Source organism: Staphylococcus simiae, from assembly GCF_002902085.1.
GTDB classification, from domain to species: Bacteria; Bacillota; Bacilli; order Staphylococcales; family Staphylococcaceae; genus Staphylococcus; species Staphylococcus simiae.
Genome location: NZ_PPQR01000078.1, coordinates 36,938 through 60,495, shown reverse-complemented (window position 1 = coordinate 60,495; position 23,558 = coordinate 36,938). Strand labels below are relative to the sequence as shown.

The window sequence follows — 23,558 nt, the reverse complement described above, 5'->3', positions numbered from 1 at the left end:
ATGATATGGTTCGTATATATCTCATTAATAGCTTAAGAGAGGTTGCCGAGGTCAGTATAAACATTTAAAATTGATATTAAATATCTAACAAAATAGAGTCTGAGAAAAATGATTCTATAATAAATTTTACGATTGGCAATAACTGTTTGTATTATAACATGTTGATAAAGTCACGTTTTATAATACTAGTCAGTCTTGCCAGAGTGAAAGGGACTCGTCATCAAAAATTCATGTGTTGATTTTTTACATTAATGTGCAAGACGGGTACCTACGAAATAATTTGTTGTGGAACAATTATTTTGTCAACTCTCATGGAGTATATTATGACAATATTATTTGTGTTATTAATTATTATAGTGACATATTTTAGCCGACGATTGATTAATCGTTTAATGGATCAACAACATATCTATCAAGCACGAATGGTAGCTACAACAGTTACTATAGTTTGTTGTGTTTTAGTTTATTTATTAATTCAAACAATGATGCCATATGTGATAAAAATTATGGATTTGTTTTATCATTCTTAACTATTGATGATTAGCACATGTGCATCATGACAGTAGCAAATACATGTATCTTAAGTTTTATGAACGTAATGAAAATGATGAGGTGACATAATGAAAATATATAGCCAAGGAGACCAAGCTATAGTCATTGCTATAGAAAAAGAAGTTTCTAAAAGTTTAACTGAAGATCTATTGACGTTACGTGACTATTTAGTTAAACAAAATTATCCGTTTATAACGGAAATTGTGCCAACAGAGTCTGATATGATGATTTGCTATGATGCTAGAGACATGATTAAACATCATAATATACAATCCCCATTCTTATATATGAAGGCATTGGTAGAGTCGATTCATTTAGATATTAAACATGACTTTAGTAACCAAAGCGATATTGAAATACCAGTTATTTATGGAAGTACTTATGGTCCGGATTTAACACAGTTATTAAAAGAATACAAAATATCTTTAGATACTTTTATAAACTTACATACCAATAGCCAATATTTTGTTTCTATGATGGGGTACTCACCAGGCTTCCCTTATTTAACAGGTATGAATAAAAAATTATTTGTTAATCATACGAGTAACCGTAAAAAATTTATTCCAGCTGGATCAGTCGTTATTGAAGGTAAAAAGTGTGGCATTGTGACAACGGATACATATAATGACTGGCTTGTAATTGGTTTTACACCTTTAACATTATTCAATCCTAATAATGATGATTTCGCGTTATTGAAGTTAGGAGATAACGTTAAATTTAAACAAATTAAAGAAAACGAAATAGAATTGGGAGCGTTTGATCATGTCAATCATAATAGAAAATAGTGGATTATTTAGTAGCTTTCAAGACTTTGGTAGAAAAGGTTATGAACACGATGGCGTTATAGCGTGTGGTGCTCTAGATACTTTGGCTCATGAAATTGCTAATCGTTTAGTTGCTAATGATAAACACGAAGCTACACTTGAAATGACGAATAAAATGCCAACTATACGCTTTACAGAACCAACTTTGATTGCTTTAGCCGGTGGACATGTTAAAGCATATACTGAAAATATGACTATTCAACCCTATAAACTATATTTATTAGACGAGGGTGATGTACTCCGTTTTAAAGAGACGAGTTATACTTCCCGTGTTTATTTAGCTGTAGGTGGAGGATTTAAACTTAGTTCGTGGTTAGGTTCTTATTCAACAGATTTCAATGTGAAAATTGGTGGTTTTTTTGGAAGACAATTACAAAACGGCGATCAGATAGAATTGAAACGAGACTATACATCACGTCATCATAAACTATTTAAAAATTTAGCAGATACTAAAAAGACAGATTGGGGCATCGATGGCTATGCATTATCATTTAATTATATGTCAGATGTATTCCATGTCATTAAAAATAAAGGGACTCAAGATTTTAAAGAAGATGCAGTTCATCGTTTTACAAAATATGATTACAAAGTAACGAGTAAAGCTAATCGCATGGGAATGATTCTTGAAGGTGAAAAGATTAAAGCTTTTTATGATGATATGCCTCCATATCAAACGGTAAAAAAAGGAACGATTCAAATAAAAAGAGATGGTACCCCAATTATTTTATTGAATGATCATTATACTTTAGGTAGCTATCCACAACTTGGTACTATTGCTAGCTATCATTTAACTAAATTAGCACAAAAACCCCAAGGTGCAAGATTAAAATTTCAATTTATAGATATTGAGACTGCTGAAAAGAACTTAGTTAAATATAGTAATTGGTTAAATCAATTATTTCATGGCATTGAATATAGAATGCAAATAGAGATGAATAAATAAGTATCATATATTCATATACGCCTTGCGATTGATGTATTAAAAATTGTTTTAAAGTATGATTGAATAAGAAGGTATGTCAAACTATTTAGCCATTATATTAATTTATTTACATAGAAAAGTGTGTTTTTACTTGAGTTTTGACTAAAATTACTCTATATTAATTAATTGAACTATGTTTCTTGTTACAATTTGATTACAAAACAATTTCAATAAATTAAATAATGACAAATGATTTTATAAGTTCTAACAGAACACGTCACATATTAAAGCGTTTATATGTTCAATAATTAACATGTTGATGTTAAATCCTATCTTGTTAGATTTATAACTAGATTAAGTGTATTTAATATTTAACATAACGGGGGAAAGAATTATGAGTTCACAAAAAAAGAAAATCAGTCTTTTTGCGTTCTTCATATTAACAGTTATTACAATTACTTTGAAGACGTATTTTTCTTATTATGTTGATTTTTCTTTAGGTGTTAAAGGGTTAGTACAAAATTTAATTTTGTTAATGAACCCATATAGTTTAATAGCACTTATATTAAGTGTCTTCTTATTTTTCAAAGGAAAAAAAGCATTTTGGTTTATGTTTGTTGGTGGGTTCTTATTAACTTTCCTACTGTATGCAAACGTTGTTTACTTTAGATTTTTCTCCGACTTTTTAACATTTAGTACACTGAATCAAGTGGGGAATGTTGAATCTATGGGAGGCGCAGTAAGTGCATCATTTAAATGGTACGATTTTGTTTATTTCATAGATACTATTGTTTATCTATTTGTACTTATTTTCCGTAGTAAATGGCTAGATACTAAAGCGTTTAGTAAGAAGTTTGTACCAGTAGTAATGGCTACAGCTGTTGCTTTATTCTTCTTGAATTTAGCATTTGCGGAGACAGATAGACCAGAATTATTAACACGTACATTTGACCACAAGTATTTAGTTAAATACTTAGGACCATATAACTTTACTGTATATGATGGAGTCAAAACGATACAAAATAATCAACAAAAAGCATTAGCGTCTGAAGATGATTTAACAAAAGTACTTAACTATACTAAACAAAAGCATACACAACCAAATCCTGAGTATTATGGTGTAGCTAAGAAGAAAAACATCATTAAAATTCATTTAGAGAGTTTCCAAACTTTCTTAATCAATAAAAAGGTTAATGGTAAGGAAGTTACCCCATTCTTAAATAAATTATCCAGCGGTAATCAAGATTTTACGTATTTCCCTAATTTCTTCCACCAAACAGGACAAGGTAAAACGTCTGACTCAGAATTTACTATGGATAACAGTCTTTACGGCTTACCACAAGGTTCTGCTTATTCATTAAAAGGTGACAATACGTATGAATCATTACCAGCCATTTTAGACCAAAAACAAGGTTATACATCTAATGTGATGCATGGTGACTACAAAACATTCTGGAATAGAGACCAAATTTATAAACATTTTGGTATCGATAAATTCTATGATGCTACTTATTATGATATGTCAGATGATAACGTAGTAAATTTAGGTTTGAAAGATAAGGTGTTCTTCAAAGATTCAGCTAATTACCAAGCGAAAATGAAGCAACCTTTCTATTCACACTTAATTACATTAACAAACCATTATCCATTCACTTTGGATGAAAAAGATGCATCAATTGAAAAACCTAATACTGGTGATTCTACTGTTGATGGATATATTCAAACAGCTCACTACCTTGACCAAGCTTTAGAAGAATATGTTAATGACTTGAAGAAAAAAGGTTTATATAAAGACTCTGTCATTATGATATACGGTGACCACTATGGTATATCTGAAAATCATAATAATGCGATGGAAAAATTATTAGGTGAGAAAATTACACCAGCGAAATTTGCTGATTTAAACAGAACTGGTTTCTGGATTAAAATACCAGGCAAATCTGGTGGTATTAATAAAGAATATGCTGGTCAAGCTGATGTTATGCCAACAATATTACATTTAGTAGGTATTGACACTAAAAACTACATCATGTTTGGTACAGATTTATTCTCTAAAGATCATAATCAAGTTATTCCATTCAGAAATGGTGATTTTATAACTAAAGATTATAAATTTGTAAATGGTAAGATATATTCAAATAAAAATAATGAACAATTAACTACTAAACCTAAAGACTTTGATAAGAATAAAAATCAAGTCGAAAAAGATCTTGAAATGAGTGACAATGTCTTAAATGGTGATTTATTCAGATTTTATGATAATCCTGATTTCAAAAAAGTAAATCCAGCTAAATATAAATATGAAACTGGACCAAAAGGTAATCAAAAGAAATAATGAATAGAGGTTAAATCCGAATTGAGTAAAGCACTCAATTCGGATTTTTTGATTTTAACTACTATCTTACATCGATTGGTTAATTTAAAGTATTATAAAAGGTTCTCTATTTATAGGGGAGTAGGATAGAAAGTAATTTATACTTAAAATTTAGCATTTGGCAGTAACTGTCAGGATTTTAAAATGTTGATAAATCAACTTTTAAAATCATAGTCAGTCTCACGAGGAGGAATTACGAAATAAATTTTATAAAAAATTTATTTCTGTTCCACTCATCAATTTGGGAGAGTATGCGTAAAACAACTTTTGAATATTGAAATAATGAGAAGTACAACAATTTTAATTCATATTAAAAAGGTGTATAATATATAGAACTGATTTATGCACGTAGACATTTTATTAGTAAAGGAAGATGGAGATGGAATCATATAAAATAGAGCAACTTAATAAATCTTATGCTGATAAAATTATATTTGATAATTTAAATTTATCGATTTCAGAAAATGAAAAAATAGGGTTGGTTGGTATCAATGGTACTGGTAAAAGTACCTTGTTAAAAGTGATAGGTGGTATAGATGATGATTTTACTGCTAATATTAATCATCCTAATCAATACCGTATTAGATACTCATCTCAAAAACAAGATTTGGATGGAGAGATGACAGTCTTTCAAGCAGTATTAAGTTCAGACACAACGACATTACGTGTGATTAGAAATTATGAACAAGCAGTAAATGATTATGCTAAAGATCAAAGTGAGCAGCACTTTCAAACAATGATGCATGCTCAAGAAGATATGGATCGCTATGAAGCCTGGGATTATAATGCTGAAATTAAAACGATATTATCTAAATTAGGAATTAATGATACATCGAAATATATTAAAGAACTTTCCGGTGGCCAACAAAAAAGAGTAGTCTTAGCTAAAACATTAATTGAACAACCTGATTTGTTATTATTAGACGAACCGACTAACCATTTAGATTTTGAATCAATTAATTGGCTGATTAACTATGTTAAACAATATCCTCATACCGTATTATTTGTTACCCACGATAGATATTTTTTAAATGAAGTTTCCACAAGAATTATTGAATTAGATAGAGGAAAATTAAAGACTTATCCTGGTAATTATGAAGATTATATAGCAATGAGAGCTGAAAATGAAATAATTGAACAAAAGCAAAATCAAAAACAACGCGCATTATATAAACAAGAATTAGCATGGATGAGGGCAGGCGCTAAAGCACGCTCAACAAAACAACAGGCGCGTATCAATCGTTTTAATGATATTGAACAAGATGTTAAAAATCAACATAAAGAAGATAAAGCTGAACTGAATCTTGCACATTCACGACTAGGTAAACAAGTATTTGAATTAGAACAAGTTACTAAATCAATTAACAAGAAAGTGTTATTTAGTGATATTAATGAAATTATTCAAAGTGGACAACGTATTGGAATAGTTGGACCCAATGGTGCAGGTAAAACGACTTTATTAAATATATTAAATGGTGATGATTTAAACTTTGATGGTACATTAAAAGTCGGTCAAACAGTTAAAATTGCATATTTTAAGCAGACTGAAGAAACGCTAGATAGGGATATTCGCGTTATTGACTATTTAAGAGAAGAAAGTGAAATTGCCAAAGAACAAGATGGAACTGTTGTTTCTATTACACAATTGTTAGAACGCTTCTTATTCCCAAGTTCAACTCATGGTAAAAAAGTATATAAACTATCAGGTGGAGAACAAAAACGTTTATATTTATTACGTTTATTAGTTCATCAACCTAACGTACTATTACTAGATGAACCTACGAATGATCTAGATACAGAAACATTAACTATATTAGAAGACTATATTGCTACTTTTAAAGGTGCTGTTATAACTGTAAGTCACGATAGATACTTCCTTAATAAAGTAGCTCAATTTTACTGGTTTATACATGATGGTAAGATGGAAAAAATTATTGGTAGCTTTGAAGACTATGAAAGTTATAAAAAAGAACAAGATAAATTATTATTACAACAAAAGCAACATAAACCCAAAGTTGAGCAATCTAATCGCAAAAAAAGTGGCTTATCATATAAGGAGAAAATAGAATATCAAGCGTTGATGGAACGTATTGAACAGACTGAACGTCGTATGGAAGAAATAGATAATCAAATGGTAGAAGCAAGTGCTGATTATAGTAAAATTAAGGAATTGAACATAGAAAAAGAACAACTAGAATCGCAATATGATTGTGATATCACCAGATGGAGTGAATTAGAAGAAATAAAAGAACAACAATAAGGGGTCTAATGAACATGCAACAGACATTATCACATTATTTTGGTTATGATCAATTTCGTCCTGGTCAAGAAGAGATTATAACTAGAGTTATCAATCACCAAAATGTATTGGGTGTGTTACCAACTGGTGGAGGAAAATCAATATGTTATCAAGTACCTGGGTTAATGCTTGGAGGTACAACAATTGTTATTAGTCCGCTTATTTCATTAATGAAAGACCAAGTTGATCAATTAAAAGCAATGGGGATTAACGCTGCATATTTAAATAGTAGCTTAACACAAAAAGAACAACAGAGAATTGAAAATGAGTTACAGCAAGGTACAATTCAATTTTTATATGTTGCTCCAGAACGTTTTGAAAATCGTTTCTTTGTCAATTTGTTAAGTCATATCAATATTCACCTTATTGCTTTTGATGAAGCACATTGTATTTCAAAATGGGGGCATGATTTTAGGCCAAGTTATCAAAATGTGATTACAAAAGTCTTTACTTTACCACAAGATTTTACAATTGTAGCTTTAACTGCAACAGCAACGACTGAAGTACAACAAGATATTAGACAAAAATTAAATATTTCACTTGATAATGAAATTAAAACAAGTACTAAACGTCATAATTTGATTTTTAAAGTGAATCCTACCTATCAACGACAAAAATTTGTGTTAGATTACGTACAACAACACCGTGATGAAGCGGGGATTGTTTATTGTTCAACACGTAAGCAAGTAGAAGAATTACAAGAAGCGTTACAAAATCAAAATATAAAAAGTTCAATCTACCATGCAGGACTTAGCAATAAAGAACGAGAGCAAGCACAAAATGATTTTGTCTATGACCGAGTTAAAGTTGTTATTGCTACTAATGCCTTTGGTATGGGTATTGATAAATCTAATGTGCGCTTTGTTATTCATTACAATATGCCAGGAGATATAGAATCATATTATCAAGAAGCTGGACGTGCTGGAAGAGATGGCTTGAAAAGTGAATGTATCTTGCTATTTAGTGAACGAGATATACAACTTCATGAATATTTTATTACTATTTCTCAAGCTGATGATGATTACAAAGATAAGATGGGCGAAAAATTAACAAAAATGATTCAATATACGAAAACGAAAAAGTGTCTTGAAGCGACCATTGTTCATTATTTTGAACCAAATGAAAAGTTAGCAGAATGCCAACAATGTAGTAATTGTGTACAAGAAAATAAAACATATAATATGACACAAGAAGCTAAGATGATTATTAGTTGCATAGCTCGTATGAAACAGCAAGAAAACTATAGTGTGATTATTCAAGTATTAAGAGGGGAAATTACAGATTATATTAAATTTAGTCACTATGATCAATTGACGACTCACGGTTTAATGAAAGACTATACGACATCTGAATTAAGTCATTTAATTGACGAGTTACGTTTTAAAGGCTTTTTAAATGAAAAAGATGAAATATTATTATGCGATACTTCTATTAAACAACTGTTGAACAATGAAGTTGAAATTTTCACTACACCGTTTAAACAAAAAACTACTGAAACAGTTTACATTAATACAGTCGAAGGTGTAGATAGAGCGCTTTATAGTCAATTATTAGAAGTACGTCAGTCATTGAGTGATAAATTAGCAATTGCGCCAGTTAGCATCTTCTCAGATTCTACTTTAGAACAATTTGCTAAGCGTAAACCTGAAACAAAACAGGAAATGATAACCATAGAAGGTGTAGGTAGTTATAAATTAAAACATTATTGTCCTGCCTTCTTAGAAACAATTCAAAATTATAAAGCCATTGTCTAATTGTATAGCTTTAGTAGTACTTAATTAGTAGTATTACTAAAGCTTTTTTCTATCTTTAAAACATTTAAATACAAGAATTTTAATAAATATCCTTAATTGAAAAAATGTAATAAATTTAAAGCATTTGAATATTAAAATTGAGTTAAACGTGGTTAAATAGGGAATAAACAAATTATATCAGTAATTAGCAAAGATAAATAAAGAGGTGCCACAGTGATTAAATTTAAAAATGTGACTAAGCGTTATAATAACAACGTCGCAGTTGATAACATTAGTTTCGATATAAATGAAGGTGAGTTTTTCGTCTTAATAGGTCCTTCAGGTTGTGGGAAAACAACGACATTAAAAATGATAAATAGATTAATTGATTTAAGTGAAGGATATATTTATTTTAACAATAAACCTATTAGTGATTATCCAGTTTACGAGATGCGTTGGGACATCGGCTATGTACTACAACAAATCGCCTTATTTCCACATATGACAATAAAAGAAAATATTGCACAAGTACCACAAATGAAAAAGTGGAAAGAAAAAGAGATTGATCAACGCGTTAATGAATTACTTGATATGGTTGGTTTAGAACCGGAAAAATATAAAAATAGGAAACCTGATGAATTATCTGGGGGACAACGCCAACGTGTTGGTGTGATTAGAGCACTTGCAGCTGATCCACCTGTCATTTTAATGGATGAGCCTTTTAGTGCATTAGATCCGATTAGTCGTGAAAAATTACAAGATGATTTATTGAATTTACAACAAAAGATCAAAAAAACCATTGTTTTTGTAACACATGATATACAAGAAGCAATGAAATTAGGAGATAAAATATGTTTACTTAATGAAGGTCACATTGAGCAAATTGATACACCAGACGGCTTTAAAGAGCATCCTCAAAGTGACTTTGTTAAGCAATTTATGGGTAGTCATTTAACTAATAATAATCAGACGTCCATTGATAAAAAATATATTAGAGAATTGAACATTTATAGACCGATTAATGAAGCACAATATCAAAGTGATCTTCCAAAAGTTAATGATAATCAAGTCGTTGAAGAGTTATATCAACTATTATCGCAACATGATGCGGCTATTGTTAGCAATAGTAGCGGTCATGAATATGTCATTACAAGACAAGATATTTTTGAATATTTATCGCAACATAAGGAGGTAGCTAGTCATGAATAGTTTTTGGCAAATTTTAAGTGAACGACAAGGACAGCTGCTTTCTACATTACTTGAACATATTCAAATTTCTTTTATAGCTTTGTTGATAGCTACAGCGATTGCTGTACCTCTGGGTATTTTGCTGACAAAAACGAAAACAATATCTGAAATTGTGATGAATATTGCTGCTATATTACAAACTATACCTTCTTTGGCATTACTAGGTTTAATGATTCCATTGTTTGGTATTGGCCGTGTACCAGCAATTATTGCACTGGTAGTTTACGCCTTATTACCTATTTTAAGAAATACATATACAGGTATAAGTGAAGTTGATAGTTCTTTAATTGAAGCGGCAAAAGGGATAGGTATGAAACCACTTAGACGTTTAACGAAGGTGGAATTACCTATTGCGATGCCAGTAATTATGGCTGGTATCAGAACGGCTATGGTTTTAATTATTGGGACAGCTACATTAGCAGCATTAATTGGTGCTGGTGGGTTAGGAGATTTAATATTACTCGGCATAGATAGAAACAATGCATCATTAATTTTATTAGGTGCAATACCGGCAGCATTACTTGCTATCGTTTTTGATTTAATTTTACGTTTTATGGCACACCTATCTTATCGAAAATTACTCATTACTCTGGGTACGATAGTGTTAATTATTATACTGGCCATTGTTATACCATTATTTGCCAATAAGGGAGATAAAATAACGTTAGCTGGTAAACTTGGTTCCGAACCTTCAGTAATTACAAATATGTATAAAATTTTAATAGAAAATGATACAAAGGATTCTGTTGAAATAAAGGATGGTATGGGTAAAACAGCATTTTTATTTAATGCTTTAAAATCAGATGATATTGACGGATATCTTGAATTCACAGGTACGGTTCTAGGTGAATTAACGAAAGAAGATTTAAAATCAAAGCAAGAACATCAAGTTTATGAGCAAGCGAAACATAGTTTAGAACGTCAATATCATATGACAATGTTAAAACCAATGAAATATAATAATACGTATGCACTAGCAGTAAAAAAAGATTTTGCTGACAAGCATCATATTCGAACAATTGGGGATTTAAATAAAGTTAAAGATCAATTAAAACCAGGATTTACTTTAGAGTTTAATGATCGTCCAGACGGTTACAAAGCTATAAAAAAGGCATATAATCTAGACTTAAGTAATGTCAAAACAATGGAACCGAAATTAAGATACCAAGCTGTAAATAAAAACGATATTAATCTAATCGATGCTTACTCAACAGATGCCGAATTAAAACAATATGATATGGTAGTATTAAAAGACGATAAACATGTCTTCCCACCATATCAAGGAGCACCACTATTTAAAGAAAAATTCTTAAAAGAACATCCTGAAATTATAAAACCATTAAATAAATTAGAAAATAAAATTTCTGATGAAGATATGCAGACTATGAACTACAAAGTAACTGTTAAAAATGAAGATCCCTATACTGTTGCAAAAGATTATTTAACTAAAAAAGGTATTATTAAGAATTAAATAACTTATAGTGACATTTCATATCATTACAGTGAGACAATTAAGATTAATGAATAGTGAATAGTATAATATATCAATAACACACCCTATATGAGAAGCTAACAAGATGCTACTTATATAGGGTATTTATTTAATTGTTGTTGAATATCTTTCATAATATTTAATATTTGTTCGTTAGAAAAAGTATGATCAATATGATACATTTTCTTAGCATTTTTATAAGGCTCAACTAGTGGTACGCTTTGTAATAGTGTCATAGGTTGGGGTGTTTGCTTAAGTAAGATACGATTATCATAAAAACCACCTATTAATACTTTGTCAAAATAAAGCAAATATTCTCCCATCATTTTACGCGTTGTTAAATGATGACTATCTAAGCTTGCTAGTATATCATCATGATATTGTTTGGTTGTTGGCATATATATGCTCCTTTGATAAATTGTTTTTTTATCATAACGTAAAATTTACGTCGTTAACAATTATAACAGTTATTATGACAGAGCATTGCATTTTGATAATAATGAGGTATATAATGAGCATAAGTTTTTTAAAATTTCAGTTTATTTAAAGGAGGACTGTTTTGATTATGAAAGAACAGCTGAATCAATTATCGGCATATGAGCCAGGTTTATCTCCAAGGGCATTAAAAGAGAAATATGGTATTGAAGGTGAACTCTTTAAATTAGCGTCAAATGAAAATTTATATGGACCTTCTCCTAAAGTTAAAGAGGCCATTAAAGATCATTTAGATGAACTATATTATTATCCAGAAACAGGGTCTCCATTGTTAAAACAAGCCATTAGTAAACATTTAAACGTAGCACCTTCACGTATTTTATTTGGCGCTGGTTTAGATGAAGTTATATTAATGATTTCAAGAGCTGTATTAACGCCAGGAGATACAATCGTTACAAGTGAAGCGACGTTTGGTCAATATTATCATAATGCAATTGTAGAAGCGGCTAATGTTGTACAAGTGCCATTAAAAGACGGTGGATTTGATTTAGAAGGAATAATCAATTCAATTGATAACGATACTAAATTAGTTTGGTTATGTAATCCTAATAATCCAACTGGTACGTATTTTAGTCATGAAGATTTAGAAGACTTTATGGCTCGTGTCCCATCACATGTACCCGTCATTATTGATGAAGCTTATTTTGAGTTTGTCACTGCTGAAGACTTCCCTGATACATTAGCTATTCAACAACAATATGATAATGCTTTTTTGTTAAGAACATTTTCTAAAGCATATGGTTTAGCTGGTTTACGTGTAGGTTATGTTGTAGCTAGTGAACAAGCAATAACTAAATGGAATATCATAAGACCACCATTTAATGTCACACGTTTATCTGAATATGCGGCGGTAGCAGCATTAGAAGATCAAGATTATTTACATGAGGTAACACAGAAAAATAGTGAACAGCGTCAAAGATTTTATGATATACCTCAAAGTAAGCACTTTTTGCCAAGTCAAACTAATTTTATCTTCGTTAAAACAGACCGTGTGAATGACTTATATGAAGCATTATTAAATGTAGGTTGTATTACACGACCATTCCCTACTGGTGTAAGGATTACTATTGGTTTCGAAGAACAAAATGATAAAATGTTGGACGTCTTGAGACATTTTAATTATTGATGTATAGGTTATAAAGACTATTTTTATAAACTTACTTCAATATAATATAGATTTAAATTGGACCAACCTGGGACAAAATGTATTTTACACTAAAAATTAAGCATTTGGCAGTAATTGTCTGGTATTCAAAATGCTGATAAATCAACATTTTAAAAACCTAGTCAGTCTTGCCGGGGTGGGATTGCGAAATAACTTTTGTCGAAAATTTATTTCTGTCCAACTCCTATCATTTACGCAGTTATTTGTTAATTGTATGATGTTTGCTATAATTTAACAAAAGAGAAATATTGAGGAGAAGATTAACATGGCACGCGAATCAATCGCTATAGATATGGATGAAGTATTGGCTGATACACTCGGTGAAATAGTAGAAGCAGTCAATTACAGGGAATCTTTGGGAATTAAAATGGAAGATTTAAATGGTCAGAAGTTAAAACATGTCATACCAGAACATGATGGACTAATTACTGATATTTTAAGGGAACCTGGATTTTTTAGAAATTTAAAGGTTATGCCACATGCTCAAGACGTAGTTGAAAAATTAAATAAACACTATGATGTTTATATTGCAACTGCTGCAATGGACGTTCCAACGTCATTTGAAGATAAATATGAGTGGTTATTAGAATTCTTTCCATTTTTAGATCCACAACATTTTGTATTTTGTGGACGTAAAAATATTGTCAAAGCAGATTATTTAATCGATGATAATCCAAGACAATTAGAAATTTTTAGTGGTAAACCTATTATGTTTACTGCTGTACACAATATAAATGATGATCGTTTCACTCGTGTCAATGGTTGGCAGGATGTTGAACATTATTTTTTGAATGACACTAAATAATATAAAAAAAGAGCTATCTAAAAGTAGAATGATGTTAAAAACAGTAAATAACTGTACTTGATTCTACTTCGCTAGATAGCTTTTTTGTCTTATTAATTAACAAATGTTAATAATTGTATAGCTTTAGGTAATACTTCAATTTTAATTGGTGTGTTGAGACAAATTTCACCATCAACATCTATTTTCATTACTGGGTCAGTAGATAAAGTAATTTCTTTACCTGCGATATGATTAATACCTTGAGTAATTTCATTCCAATTCATACTATCACGTTTTTTGAAAATATCATTTAAAATACTAAAACTTTGATCATTAAAAATGAAAGTGTTTAATTCACCATCTTGTGGTGATAGGTCAGTTAAAGGAATTCTACTGCCGCCAATAAAAGGTCCGTTTGCAGTTAATATCATAGATGTTTCACCAGTATAATTTTTGCCATCTATTGTTAAGTCATATGTAAATTTACTAGGGTTCATTAATGTTTTGACTGTTGAACCGACATAACTCAGTTTACCAAAAATATCTTTAGAACCATCTTGTACATTTTCAGCATTTTGAACAATGAGTCCTAAACCAACAAAGTTCAACGCATATTGATCGTTCACTTTAATAACATCGTAACTACCAACTTGTGATGATACGAGTTGTTCACTAGCTTGTTTATGGTTAGGATTTAAATTCAAGGTCTTAGTGAAATCATTAAAAGTACCACCAGGTAAAATACCAATTGGTAAGTTTAATTGATGTGTCATGACACCGTTAACTAATTCATTTACAGTACCATCTCCACCTAAAATAAATAAAATATCAATATCATCAGCATACTGTTTGTCTTTAATTTTTTGGCAATATTTGATAATATCACCTTCATTTTCACTTAATTGAATAGAAAGATGTTTACATATAGAACTTAGTGATTTAGTAACTTCTCCAATACCTTCATTTATATTTTTTAAGCCACTATGTTCATGATAAAATAGTACGCCATGTGTGTATTTATTTTCCATGTCAATGCCTTCTTCCTATACTTGATTCGTCATTTAATTATATATACCCAATTTTTTTAATTTTAACTATAAAACATTTAATGGGTTAAAAGAAGGTTCTCTAACAAATTAGACTGATACATAATTTTTTTAAGACTCGCACCCCAGCTTGCACATTTAGAGCTAGTTAGATTTTTAATCTTTACTAGCTCTTATGCAATTGTTGCGCTAGCAATCAATTGTAATCATTTAAAGCAACTTAGATTTTTAATCTTTACTAGCTCTTGCCCAACCTGCATTGTCCGTAGAATTTCTTGACGAAATTCTCTATGTTGGGTCCCTATGCAATTGTTGCGCTAGCAACCAATTATAATCATTTAAAGCAACTTAGATTTTTAATCTTTACTAGCTCTTGACCAATTTGCACATTACAGTAAAAATTCTATAAATAGAATTTTTCTATGTTGGGGCCCCAATGCCCAACTATCATTGATTGTAGAAACTGTTTCACAGTTTCTCTATGTTGGGTCCATACCTCAGGAGTTTCGGCTCAAATTAATTTTCAATTTAAATTATTCGCTTTTTGTCAGTCCTAAAAAAAAGAGAATCTAAAAGAATCAGTTAAAAGAAAAACTGTTACCAAAGTTTTTCTTTGATAACAGTTTAATGTATAAATAGGTGACTAACGTACACCTTTCATTGCTTTAACTATTTTAGGCGTGAAGCATAAGACAATTAATGTTACAACAATGGCTACAACACCTAAGAAAATAAAGTAATTAGTTTGACCAAGTGGTTTGATTAATTTAACTAATGTACCATTAAGTGCTTGTGCAGAAGCATTAGTTAAATACCAAATACTCATCATTTGTGCATTGAATGATTTTGGTGCAAGCTTAACTGCAGCACTATTACCGGTTGGCGATAAACATAATTCACCAATAACACAAATAATATATGATAAGATTACCCAGTTAACGGAGAAGTGTGCTGAACCTGATGCATAACCAATGATACCAATAAGTATATATGAAGCACCAGCCAGTGTAGTACCAATTGCAAACTTGACAGGTAAACTTGGTTGTTTAGTACCTAATTTTTGCCATAATAATGAAATGATTGGTGCTAATAACAATATGAAAAGTGGGTTAATTGATTGGAAAATAGCTGCTCCAAAGTTCGTTTTCCAGCCAAATAAGTTTAATTTCATATCAGATTGTTCAATACCATAGACATTTAAAACGTTAGAACCTTGTTCTTGAATTGCCCAGAACAGCATACCTAAAATAAATAACGGTATGAACGCTTTTACGCGTGAGCGTTCAGTATCCGTAACATCCTTACTTTTTATCATTATAGTAAAGTAAATGACTGGTAACGCTAATCCAAGGACTAATACTGTATTACTTATTAAATTAAATGAAAACGAATTAGTTATAATAGTTATAGCTAAAACAATTACTACAATAGCAGTAATAATTCCTATCGTTGTACCATATTTTTTCTTTTCTGCTGGACTAAGTGGATTAGTCGGTTTCATACCAACATTACCCAAGTTTTTGCGATTGAAAAGAATATACCAGACTAAGCCTAATGCCATACCAATAGCAGCAATTAAGAAACCGCCGTGGAAATTCTTTACATCAAGAAATTGTTGTAGCACAATTGGTGAAATTAAAGCACCCATATTAACAGACATATAGAAGATTACGAAACCAGCATCCATACGTTTGTCATTTTCTGGATATAAGCGACCAACAATATTAGAAATGTTTGGTTTCATTAAACCAGAACCAATGATGATAAAGAACATGGATGCAAATAGACCAAATAATGCAAATGGTAAACTTAAACAAATATGTCCAATGATAATAAATACAGCACCAATTAAAGTTGCGCCACGCGTTCCTGTAATGCGGTCAGCAATCCAACCACCTGGAATAGATGTCATGTAAATTAAAGCTCCATATACAGACATAATTGACATTGCTGTTGTCTTATCAATGCCTAAACCATTATCAACAATTGCATAGTACATATAGAAGAGCAGTAATGCACGCATGCCGTAATAACTGAATCGTTCCCAGAATTCTACAAAGAAGAGCACTCCTAAACCTCTAGGGTGTCCGAAGAATCCTGTCTGTGGTATTTCTTGTATTTCACTTCCATGGGAGTTGTGTTGTGTCATATGTACATCCCATCCTTTCTTCCCCTAATACAAAATATGTAATTAAATCTGATTGTACGCCCGTATAAGAGAACTTTCAATAAACGAAAAAAGTAGAAATATTTAGAATATTCTGTTATTGAACACGTACAATAAATTATAGATAATATAAAAATATACTGAAAACGGACGAAGTGCAATAGCTTTCTATAAAAAAATTATTGATTTATAGCAAGATTACGAATATTACAATATAAAAAATAAAGTGTTGAACAATCTTATTATTGAATTAATAACGATTGAATTAAAATATCATTCGGAGAAGGAGTATGTTGTGGTTCATAAAAAGTTTAGAAAAGTATTTAGTAATTGAACCTCAGCTACGATTAACTAGAGTTGTATGAAATGGGTTCGCTAACTATTTTTAAGACACACAGTTATTGACCAAACTTTCTTATGTAGATATAGTGCAATTTATATCTTGTGTTCGGCATTTAACACTTTAATATAAGGATATTAGAAGTGTACACGTTGCTTGGCATTTAACTAGCTATATAAGTAAGTCATTAGCAACACTTTTAAAGTTTTAATTCTTAAAAAAGAGTAAAAAATAACGCTTAAATGACATTTTAATATGACATCTAAGCGTTTATATATTACATATTATTAACGGTTGTCAATTTTCTCAGGATACAGGTCATGGTTCATCAAACGATGTTCAGCCATCGTTTCATATTTAGTATTTGGTCGACCATAGTTTGTGTAAGGATCGATTGAGATACCACCACGTGGTGTGAATTTACCCCACACCTCAATATAATGTGGATCCATTAGTTCAATTAAATCATTCATAATGATATTCATACAATCTTCATGAAAGTCTCCATGATTTCTAAAACTAAATAAATATAATTTCAATGATTTAGATTCAACCATTTTAATGTTAGGAATATAAGAAATATAAATAGTTGCAAAATCAGGTTGACCTGTAATAGGACATAAAGAAGTGAACTCTGGACAATTAAATTTCACGAAATAATCTCTGCCTTGATGTTTGTTATCAAATGATTCTAAAACATCAGGTCTATAATCAAAGTGATATTGGTTATTTTGATTTCCTAATAATGTAATATCTTGTAATTCATCTTGTTGTCGACCTTGTGTCATCATATTTTCTCCTTTGTTATGTTAATAAAATAGCTTTTTTATGATTTTGCTTCACGACGTGCTTTTTCAAACATATAATAACTTGCACCAATAATTACAACATAACCTAGTGTAGCATATAAATCTGGTGATTCGCCAAATAGAATAAAGCCAAACAATGCTGTGAAAATAATTGACGCATATGTGAAAATCGATATATCTTTTGCTGCTGCAAAACTATAGGCAAGTGTGATACCAATTTGACCTACAGCTGCTGACAAACCTGCGCCTAATAAATACAATAATTGTAAATTAGACATTGGAACATAAGTAAAGATAGTAAACGGTATTAATACTACTACAGAAAATAAAGAAAAGTAGAATACTATCGTATATGGTCCTTCTCTAGAACTTAAAGCTCTAACACATGTATAAGCTGATGCAGCAAAGATACCTGATAATAAACCAATTAATGATGGTATCATTGATGATGAAAATTCAGGTTTCACTATAAGTAACATACCTATAATTGCGATAAGCATAGCTGTAATTTGATACTTTCTAACTTTTTCATGTAAGAAAATTAAGCTTAATAAAATAGTCCAAAATGGATTTAATTTCATTAAAGAGTCAGCATCACTTAATACCATATGATCAATAGCAAAAATATTTAATAACACACCGATAAGGCCCAATGTAGATCGTGTGATAAGTAAGGGCTGACTAGAAAGTTTACCAAACATTGGCTGTTTGTATTTAAAAATAAAATATAAGGGTATAAACATAGCTACTAAGTTTCTAGCTAGTGATTTTTGAAAGACAGGTAAATCTCCGGCCAATCTAAAAAATACTGACATAAAACTGAAACCGATAGCTGAAATTAAAATTGCAATAATACCTTTTACTTTTGGATTCAATTTTATCGCCTCTTTTATATAAAATTAATGTATATATATTAGCATAAAACAATTAAATCTGCATAAACAGTTGAAATTTTAGGGAAATGTCTTATAATAATAAATACGAACAAATGTTCTTATTTATATTGACGGAAGTTTAAGTATGTATTAGAGAAAGAATGTTTGTGTTATCAACGAGTTGACTAACAAATAATTGTGTTTAATATATCGAGATAATTTGTCATTTCATTGCTATGATTGGATTACTGGCAATTTATCAAAAAGCAAGTATTATACCCCTAAAAAATTTTTATTTTAGACAAAAATAAATGTAGTTTAGTATTGGTGCGTGATTAAGACTTTTTACGAACATTCATCCTGAAAAATGGACTTTAAATAAGCTGGGCTCTTATGTATAATGAAACACATAATATAGTGTTAGTAATTTAAAAGAGACACAATATCTTGTGTTTGAATGGTAAGACATTTATTTTTGCATAAATTACTTTAAAAGGTAAATTAACACTTGATAATCATAAAATTTATCAATTATATAGTAATATTTTCGGAAAAGTGTAGTAAGGTATGATGTAAATATTATGAGTTATTCACAACAATATGTTGTGGTGAAATAAGTTTACTTACTATTGGCTACTATTTTCTCAAATATCAACTTATAGTAGAAAGTTTGTATTTGAGAAAATGAGTAGCTTCATTAGTTAATGATAGGATGCTACAAACAACAGTATGATGTTATGTTGTTTAAGCATTTTTTAATTAGTCAAGTTACTTATATTTAAGAAGGTTGGCGGAAGGAAGGTGATCCAATGAAAGTTATTTATTTTTCATTTACTGGCAATGTTCGTAGATTCATTAAACGGGCTGAAATTACAGACGCGCTAGAAATTACGCAAAGTAATTGTACAGAAGTGATAAATGAACCGTTTATTATTGTTACCGGCACTATTGGATTTGGAGAAGTTCCAAACCCAGTACAATCTTTTTTAGAAGTAAATCATCAAAATTTAGTAGGTGTGGCTGCTAGTGGCAATCGAAATTGGGGACAAAATTTCGCTAAAGCAGGACGCACAATTTCAGAACAATATAATGTCCCTTTATTAATGAAGTTTGAATTGCATGGAACGAATAACGATGTTATAGAATTTAAGAACAAGGTGGGTAATTTGAATGAAAACCATGGACGAGAAAAAGTACAATCATATTGAATTAAATAATGAGGTAACTAAACGACAAGAAAATGGTTTCTTTAGTTTAGATAAAGATCAAGAAGCATTAAGTGTATATCTTGAAGAAATTCACGATAAGACAATTTTCTTTGACAGTGAAATTGAACGATTACATTATTTAGTTGATAATGATTTCTACTTTAATGTTTTTGAAATTTATAGCGAAGAAGATTTAGTTGAGATTACAGACTATGCTAAATCAATTCCATTTACCTTTGCGAGTTACATGTCAGCAAGTAAATTCTTTAAAGATTATGCTTTAAAAACAAACGATAAAAGTCAATATTTAGAAGACTATAATCAACATGTAGCAATTGTTGCTTTATATTTAGCAAATGGTGATAAAGAGCAAGCTAAACAATTTATTTCTGCAATGGTTGAACAGCGTTACCAACCAGCAACACCAACATTCTTAAATGCTGGACGAGCACGTCGTGGTGAATTAGTGTCATGTTTCTTATTAGAAGTAGATGACAGCTTGAATTCAATTAACTTTATTGATTCAACAGCTAAACAATTAAGTAAAATTGGTGGTGGTGTTGCCATTAATTTATCTAAATTGCGTGCACGTGGCGAAGCGATAAAAGGTATTAAAGGTGTAGCTAAAGGCGTATTACCTGTTGCGAAGTCATTAGAAGGCGGATTTAGTTATGCTGATCAATTAGGACAACGACCAGGTGCTGGTGCTGTTTATTTAAATATTTTCCACTATGATGTCGAAGAATTTTTAGATACTAAAAAAGTAAATGCAGATGAAGATTTACGTTTATCAACGATTTCAACTGGTTTAATTGTTCCTTCTAAATTCTTTGATTTAGCTAAAGAAGGCAAAGATTTTTATATGTTTGCACCACATACAGTTAAACAAGAATATGGTGTCACGTTAGATGATATCGATCTTGATAAATATTATGACGATATGGTTCAAAATCCAAATGTCGATAAGAAGAAAAAAGATGCTCGTGAAATGTTGAATCTAATTGCTCAAACACAATTACAATCTGGCTATCCATACTTAATGTTTAAAGATAATGCTAATAAAGTACATGCCAATTCTAATATTGGTCAAATTAAGATGAGTAATTTATGTACTGAAATTTTCCAATTACAAGAAACGTCAATTATTAATGATTATGGAATTGAAGATGAGATTAAACGAGATATTTCATGTAATTTAGGATCTTTAAATATTGTGAACGTGATGGAATCTGAAAAATTTAGAGATTCAGTGCATACAGGAATGGACGCTTTGACGGTTGTAAGTGATGAAGCTAATATTCAAAATGCACCAGGAGTTAGAAAAGCTAATAGTGAATTACATTCTGTTGGTTTAGGTGTTATGAACTTACATGGTTACTTAGCTAAAAACAGTATTGGTTATGAATCAGAAGAAGCAAAAGACTTTGCTAATATCTTCTTTATGATGATGAATTATTATTCTATTGAACGTTCAATGCAAATTGCCAAAGAACGTGGTGTTAAATATAAAGACTTTGATAAATCTGATTATGCCAATGGTAAATATTTTGACTTCTATACATCTCAGAACTTTGAACCTCAATATGATAAAGTACGTCAACTTTTTGCACATATGGATATTCCAACAGCTGAAGATTGGAAAAAATTACAACAAGATGTTCAGCAATATGGTTTATATCATGCTTATAGATTAGCAATTGCCCCAACTCAAAGTATTTCTTATGTTCAAAATGCAACAAGTTCAGTAATGCCAATCGTTGATCAAATTGAACGTCGTACTTATGGTAATGCTGAGACATTTTATCCAATGCCATTTTTATCACCACAAACAATGTGGTACTATAAATCAGCATTTAATACGGATCAAATGAAATTAATTGACTTAATTTCAACAATTCAAACACACGTTGACCAAGGTATTTCAACAATTCTTTATGTAAATTCAGAAATATCTACACGTGAACTTGCTCGTTTATATGTCTATGCGCATCATAAAGGCTTGAAATCATTGTATTATACTCGTAACAAGTTATTAAGTGTTGAAGAATGTACAAGTTGTGCAATATAAACATATAAAGACGAATAGACATCACCATTACAATGAAACTGTAGATGGTGATGTTGAAATGTCTTGTTATTAGTGATTTACATATAGGAGGAAATTATATTCATGATAGCTGTAAATTGGAATACTCAAGAAGATATGACAAATATGTTTTGGCGACAAAATATCTCTCAAATGTGGGTTGAAACAGAATTTAAAGTATCAAAAGATATCGCAAGCTGGAAAACATTATCTCATGCAGAGCAAGAAGCATTTAAAAAAGCTTTAGCTGGATTAACAGGTTTAGACACACATCAAGCAGATGATGGTATGCCTTTAGTTATGCTACATACAACTGACTTAAGAAAAAAAGCTGTCTATTCATTCATGGCTATGATGGAACAAATCCATGCTAAAAGTTATTCTCATATTTTTACTACATTATTACCATCTGCTGAAACGAACTACTTGTTAGATGAGTGGGTACTTGAAGAGCCACATTTAAAATATAAATCAGACAAAATTGTAAGCAATTACCATAAACTATGGGGTAAAGAAGCTTCAATTTATGATCAATACATGGCACGCGTTTCAAGTGTCTTTCTAGAGACATTCCTATTCTATTCAGGGTTCTATTATCCTCTATATTTAGCTGGTCAAGGTAAAATGACGACTTCAGGTGAAATTATTCGTAAAATTTTATTAGATGAATCGATTCATGGTGTTTTCACTGGTTTAGATGCTCAAAGTTTACGTAATGAATTATCTGAAAGTGAAAAACAAAAAGCTGATCAAGAAATGTACAAATTATTAGATGATTTATACTTAAACGAAGTATCCTATACAGGTATGTTATATGATGACATAGGTTTGACAGAAGATGTGTTAAACTATGTTAAATATAACGGCAATAAAGCATTATCTAACTTAGGATTTGAACCTTATTTTGAAGAGAGAGAATTTAATCCTATTATTGAAAATGCTTTAGATACTTCAACTAAAAATCATGACTTTTTCTCAGTTAAAGGTGATGGTTATGTATTAGCCTTGAATGTCGAAGCATTACAAGATGAAGATTTTAATTTTGAAGATTAATCAATAATAATAATAACAACCCTCATATTAGTGGTGGATAAAGATTATTTATCCTAGCTAGATGAGGGTTTTTTGTGCTTCTCTAT

General features: G+C 30.4%; 18 protein-coding genes. 13 read left to right on the top strand and 5 right to left on the bottom strand.

Going from position 1 to position 23,558, the window contains the following annotated elements:
• The first annotated feature begins 323 nt into the window (after positions 1 to 323).
• The 8 genes from CD113_RS09935 (at position 324) to CD113_RS09900 (ending at position 11,423) form a co-directional block, all read left to right on the top strand.
• Positions 324 to 530: a hypothetical protein gene (locus CD113_RS09935; protein ID WP_002462135.1), complete on the top strand. Its 207-nt coding sequence runs from the start codon at positions 324 to 326 to the stop codon at positions 528 to 530.
• Positions 531 to 620: 90 nt separating this feature from the next.
• Positions 621 to 1,337, top strand: coding sequence for a 5-oxoprolinase subunit B family protein (locus tag CD113_RS09930; RefSeq protein ID WP_002462134.1), 717 nt, complete (start codon positions 621 to 623; stop codon positions 1,335 to 1,337).
• The gene (locus CD113_RS09925; RefSeq protein WP_002462133.1) at positions 1,315 to 2,319 is read left to right on the top strand and encodes a 5-oxoprolinase subunit C family protein; all 1,005 of its coding nucleotides are present in this window, start codon (positions 1,315 to 1,317) and stop codon (positions 2,317 to 2,319) included. Before CD113_RS09930 ends, CD113_RS09925 begins: the two co-directional genes overlap by 23 nt.
• A gap of 373 nt (positions 2,320 to 2,692) precedes the next feature.
• Entirely contained in the window at positions 2,693 to 4,633 is a 1,941-nt protein-coding gene (gene ltaS, locus CD113_RS09920) for a polyglycerol-phosphate lipoteichoic acid synthase LtaS (RefSeq protein ID WP_002462132.1), read from the top strand.
• A gap of 412 nt (positions 4,634 to 5,045) precedes the next feature.
• Positions 5,046 to 6,932 (top strand): ABC-F family ATP-binding cassette domain-containing protein, encoded by a 1,887-nt coding sequence (locus CD113_RS09915; protein WP_197697106.1) that lies wholly within the window; start codon positions 5,046 to 5,048, stop codon positions 6,930 to 6,932.
• A 14-nt stretch (positions 6,933 to 6,946) separates the two neighbouring features.
• A complete protein-coding gene (gene recQ, locus CD113_RS09910; RefSeq protein WP_002462130.1) occupies positions 6,947 to 8,725 on the top strand; it encodes a DNA helicase RecQ in 1,779 nt (592 codons plus the stop codon).
• A 213-nt stretch (positions 8,726 to 8,938) separates the two neighbouring features.
• Positions 8,939 to 9,913, top strand: a complete 975-nt coding sequence (locus CD113_RS09905) for an ABC transporter ATP-binding protein (protein ID WP_002462129.1) — start codon at positions 8,939 to 8,941, stop codon at positions 9,911 to 9,913.
• The gene (locus CD113_RS09900; protein ID WP_002462128.1) at positions 9,906 to 11,423 is read left to right on the top strand and encodes an ABC transporter permease/substrate-binding protein; all 1,518 of its coding nucleotides are present in this window, start codon (positions 9,906 to 9,908) and stop codon (positions 11,421 to 11,423) included. Before CD113_RS09905 ends, CD113_RS09900 begins: the two co-directional genes overlap by 8 nt.
• A gap of 113 nt (positions 11,424 to 11,536) precedes the next feature.
• Here CD113_RS09900 and CD113_RS09895 read toward each other — a convergent pair whose 3' ends face one another.
• Entirely contained in the window at positions 11,537 to 11,842 is a 306-nt protein-coding gene (locus CD113_RS09895) for a hypothetical protein (protein WP_002462127.1), read from the bottom strand.
• A 167-nt stretch (positions 11,843 to 12,009) separates the two neighbouring features.
• Between CD113_RS09895 and hisC the strand changes: the two genes are divergently transcribed.
• Both hisC and CD113_RS09885 read left to right on the top strand, forming a co-directional pair.
• Entirely contained in the window at positions 12,010 to 13,065 is a 1,056-nt protein-coding gene (gene hisC, locus CD113_RS09890) for a histidinol-phosphate transaminase (RefSeq protein ID WP_002462125.1), read from the top strand.
• 304 nt (positions 13,066 to 13,369) lie between these two features.
• Positions 13,370 to 13,909, top strand: coding sequence for a 5' nucleotidase, NT5C type (locus CD113_RS09885; RefSeq protein ID WP_095092591.1), 540 nt, complete (start codon positions 13,370 to 13,372; stop codon positions 13,907 to 13,909).
• 92 nt (positions 13,910 to 14,001) lie between these two features.
• Here the strand turns inward: CD113_RS09885 and CD113_RS09880 are convergent, their stop codons facing one another.
• The 4 genes from CD113_RS09880 to CD113_RS09865 all read right to left on the bottom strand — a co-directional run bounded on the left by CD113_RS09880 (position 14,002) and on the right by CD113_RS09865 (position 19,125).
• Positions 14,002 to 14,916, bottom strand: a complete 915-nt coding sequence (locus CD113_RS09880) for a diacylglycerol/lipid kinase family protein (protein WP_002461875.1) — start codon at positions 14,914 to 14,916, stop codon at positions 14,002 to 14,004.
• Positions 14,917 to 15,577: 661 nt separating this feature from the next.
• Complete coding sequence (locus CD113_RS09875; protein WP_002463919.1) at positions 15,578 to 17,083, bottom strand: peptide MFS transporter; 1,506 nt, start codon at positions 17,081 to 17,083, stop codon at positions 15,578 to 15,580.
• Positions 17,084 to 17,728: 645 nt separating this feature from the next.
• The gene (queF, locus tag CD113_RS09870) at positions 17,729 to 18,229 is read right to left on the bottom strand and encodes a preQ(1) synthase (RefSeq protein WP_002463918.1); all 501 of its coding nucleotides are present in this window, start codon (positions 18,227 to 18,229) and stop codon (positions 17,729 to 17,731) included.
• 38 nt (positions 18,230 to 18,267) lie between these two features.
• A complete protein-coding gene (locus CD113_RS09865) occupies positions 18,268 to 19,125 on the bottom strand; it encodes a DMT family transporter (RefSeq protein ID WP_002463917.1) in 858 nt (285 codons plus the stop codon).
• Positions 19,126 to 19,934: 809 nt separating this feature from the next.
• Here CD113_RS09865 and nrdI point away from each other — a divergent pair.
• The 3 genes from nrdI to nrdF all read left to right on the top strand — a co-directional run bounded on the left by nrdI (position 19,935) and on the right by nrdF (position 23,472).
• Positions 19,935 to 20,333 carry a class Ib ribonucleoside-diphosphate reductase assembly flavoprotein NrdI gene (gene nrdI, locus CD113_RS09860; RefSeq protein WP_002463916.1) on the top strand — a complete coding sequence of 133 codons (399 nt, stop codon included), beginning with the start codon at positions 19,935 to 19,937 and terminating at the stop codon, positions 20,331 to 20,333.
• Positions 20,296 to 22,401, top strand: coding sequence for a class 1b ribonucleoside-diphosphate reductase subunit alpha (nrdE, locus tag CD113_RS09855; RefSeq protein ID WP_002463915.1), 2,106 nt, complete (start codon positions 20,296 to 20,298; stop codon positions 22,399 to 22,401). Before nrdI ends, nrdE begins: the two co-directional genes overlap by 38 nt.
• Before the next feature lie 102 nt (positions 22,402 to 22,503).
• A complete protein-coding gene (nrdF, locus tag CD113_RS09850; protein ID WP_002463914.1) occupies positions 22,504 to 23,472 on the top strand; it encodes a class 1b ribonucleoside-diphosphate reductase subunit beta in 969 nt (322 codons plus the stop codon).
• Positions 23,473 to 23,558 lie beyond the last annotated feature (86 nt).

Excerpts from the sequence above, each read along its gene's own strand:
- CD113_RS09935 (WP_002462135.1), top strand. The coding sequence starts at position 324 with ATGACAATATTATTTGTGTTATTAATTATTATAGTGACATATTTTAGC.
- CD113_RS09930 (WP_002462134.1), top strand. The coding sequence starts at position 621 with ATGAAAATATATAGCCAAGGAGACCAAGCTATAGTCATTGCTATAGAA.
- CD113_RS09925 (WP_002462133.1), top strand. The coding sequence starts at position 1,315 with ATGTCAATCATAATAGAAAATAGTGGATTATTTAGTAGCTTTCAAGAC.
- ltaS (WP_002462132.1), top strand. The coding sequence starts at position 2,693 with ATGAGTTCACAAAAAAAGAAAATCAGTCTTTTTGCGTTCTTCATATTA.
- CD113_RS09915 (WP_197697106.1), top strand. The coding sequence starts at position 5,046 with ATGGAGATGGAATCATATAAAATAGAGCAACTTAATAAATCTTATGCT.
- recQ (WP_002462130.1), top strand. The coding sequence starts at position 6,947 with ATGCAACAGACATTATCACATTATTTTGGTTATGATCAATTTCGTCCT.
- CD113_RS09900 (WP_002462128.1), top strand. The coding sequence starts at position 9,906 with ATGAATAGTTTTTGGCAAATTTTAAGTGAACGACAAGGACAGCTGCTT.
- CD113_RS09895 (WP_002462127.1), bottom strand. The coding sequence starts at position 11,842 with ATGCCAACAACCAAACAATATCATGATGATATACTAGCAAGCTTAGAT.
- hisC (WP_002462125.1), top strand. The coding sequence starts at position 12,010 with ATGAAAGAACAGCTGAATCAATTATCGGCATATGAGCCAGGTTTATCT.
- CD113_RS09885 (WP_095092591.1), top strand. The coding sequence starts at position 13,370 with ATGGCACGCGAATCAATCGCTATAGATATGGATGAAGTATTGGCTGAT.
- CD113_RS09880 (WP_002461875.1), bottom strand. The coding sequence starts at position 14,916 with ATGGAAAATAAATACACACATGGCGTACTATTTTATCATGAACATAGT.
- CD113_RS09875 (WP_002463919.1), bottom strand. The coding sequence starts at position 17,083 with ATGACACAACACAACTCCCATGGAAGTGAAATACAAGAAATACCACAG.
- queF (WP_002463918.1), bottom strand. The coding sequence starts at position 18,229 with ATGACACAAGGTCGACAACAAGATGAATTACAAGATATTACATTATTA.
- nrdI (WP_002463916.1), top strand. The coding sequence starts at position 19,935 with ATGAAAGTTATTTATTTTTCATTTACTGGCAATGTTCGTAGATTCATT.
- nrdE (WP_002463915.1), top strand. The coding sequence starts at position 20,296 with ATGAAAACCATGGACGAGAAAAAGTACAATCATATTGAATTAAATAAT.
- nrdF (WP_002463914.1), top strand. The coding sequence starts at position 22,504 with ATGATAGCTGTAAATTGGAATACTCAAGAAGATATGACAAATATGTTT.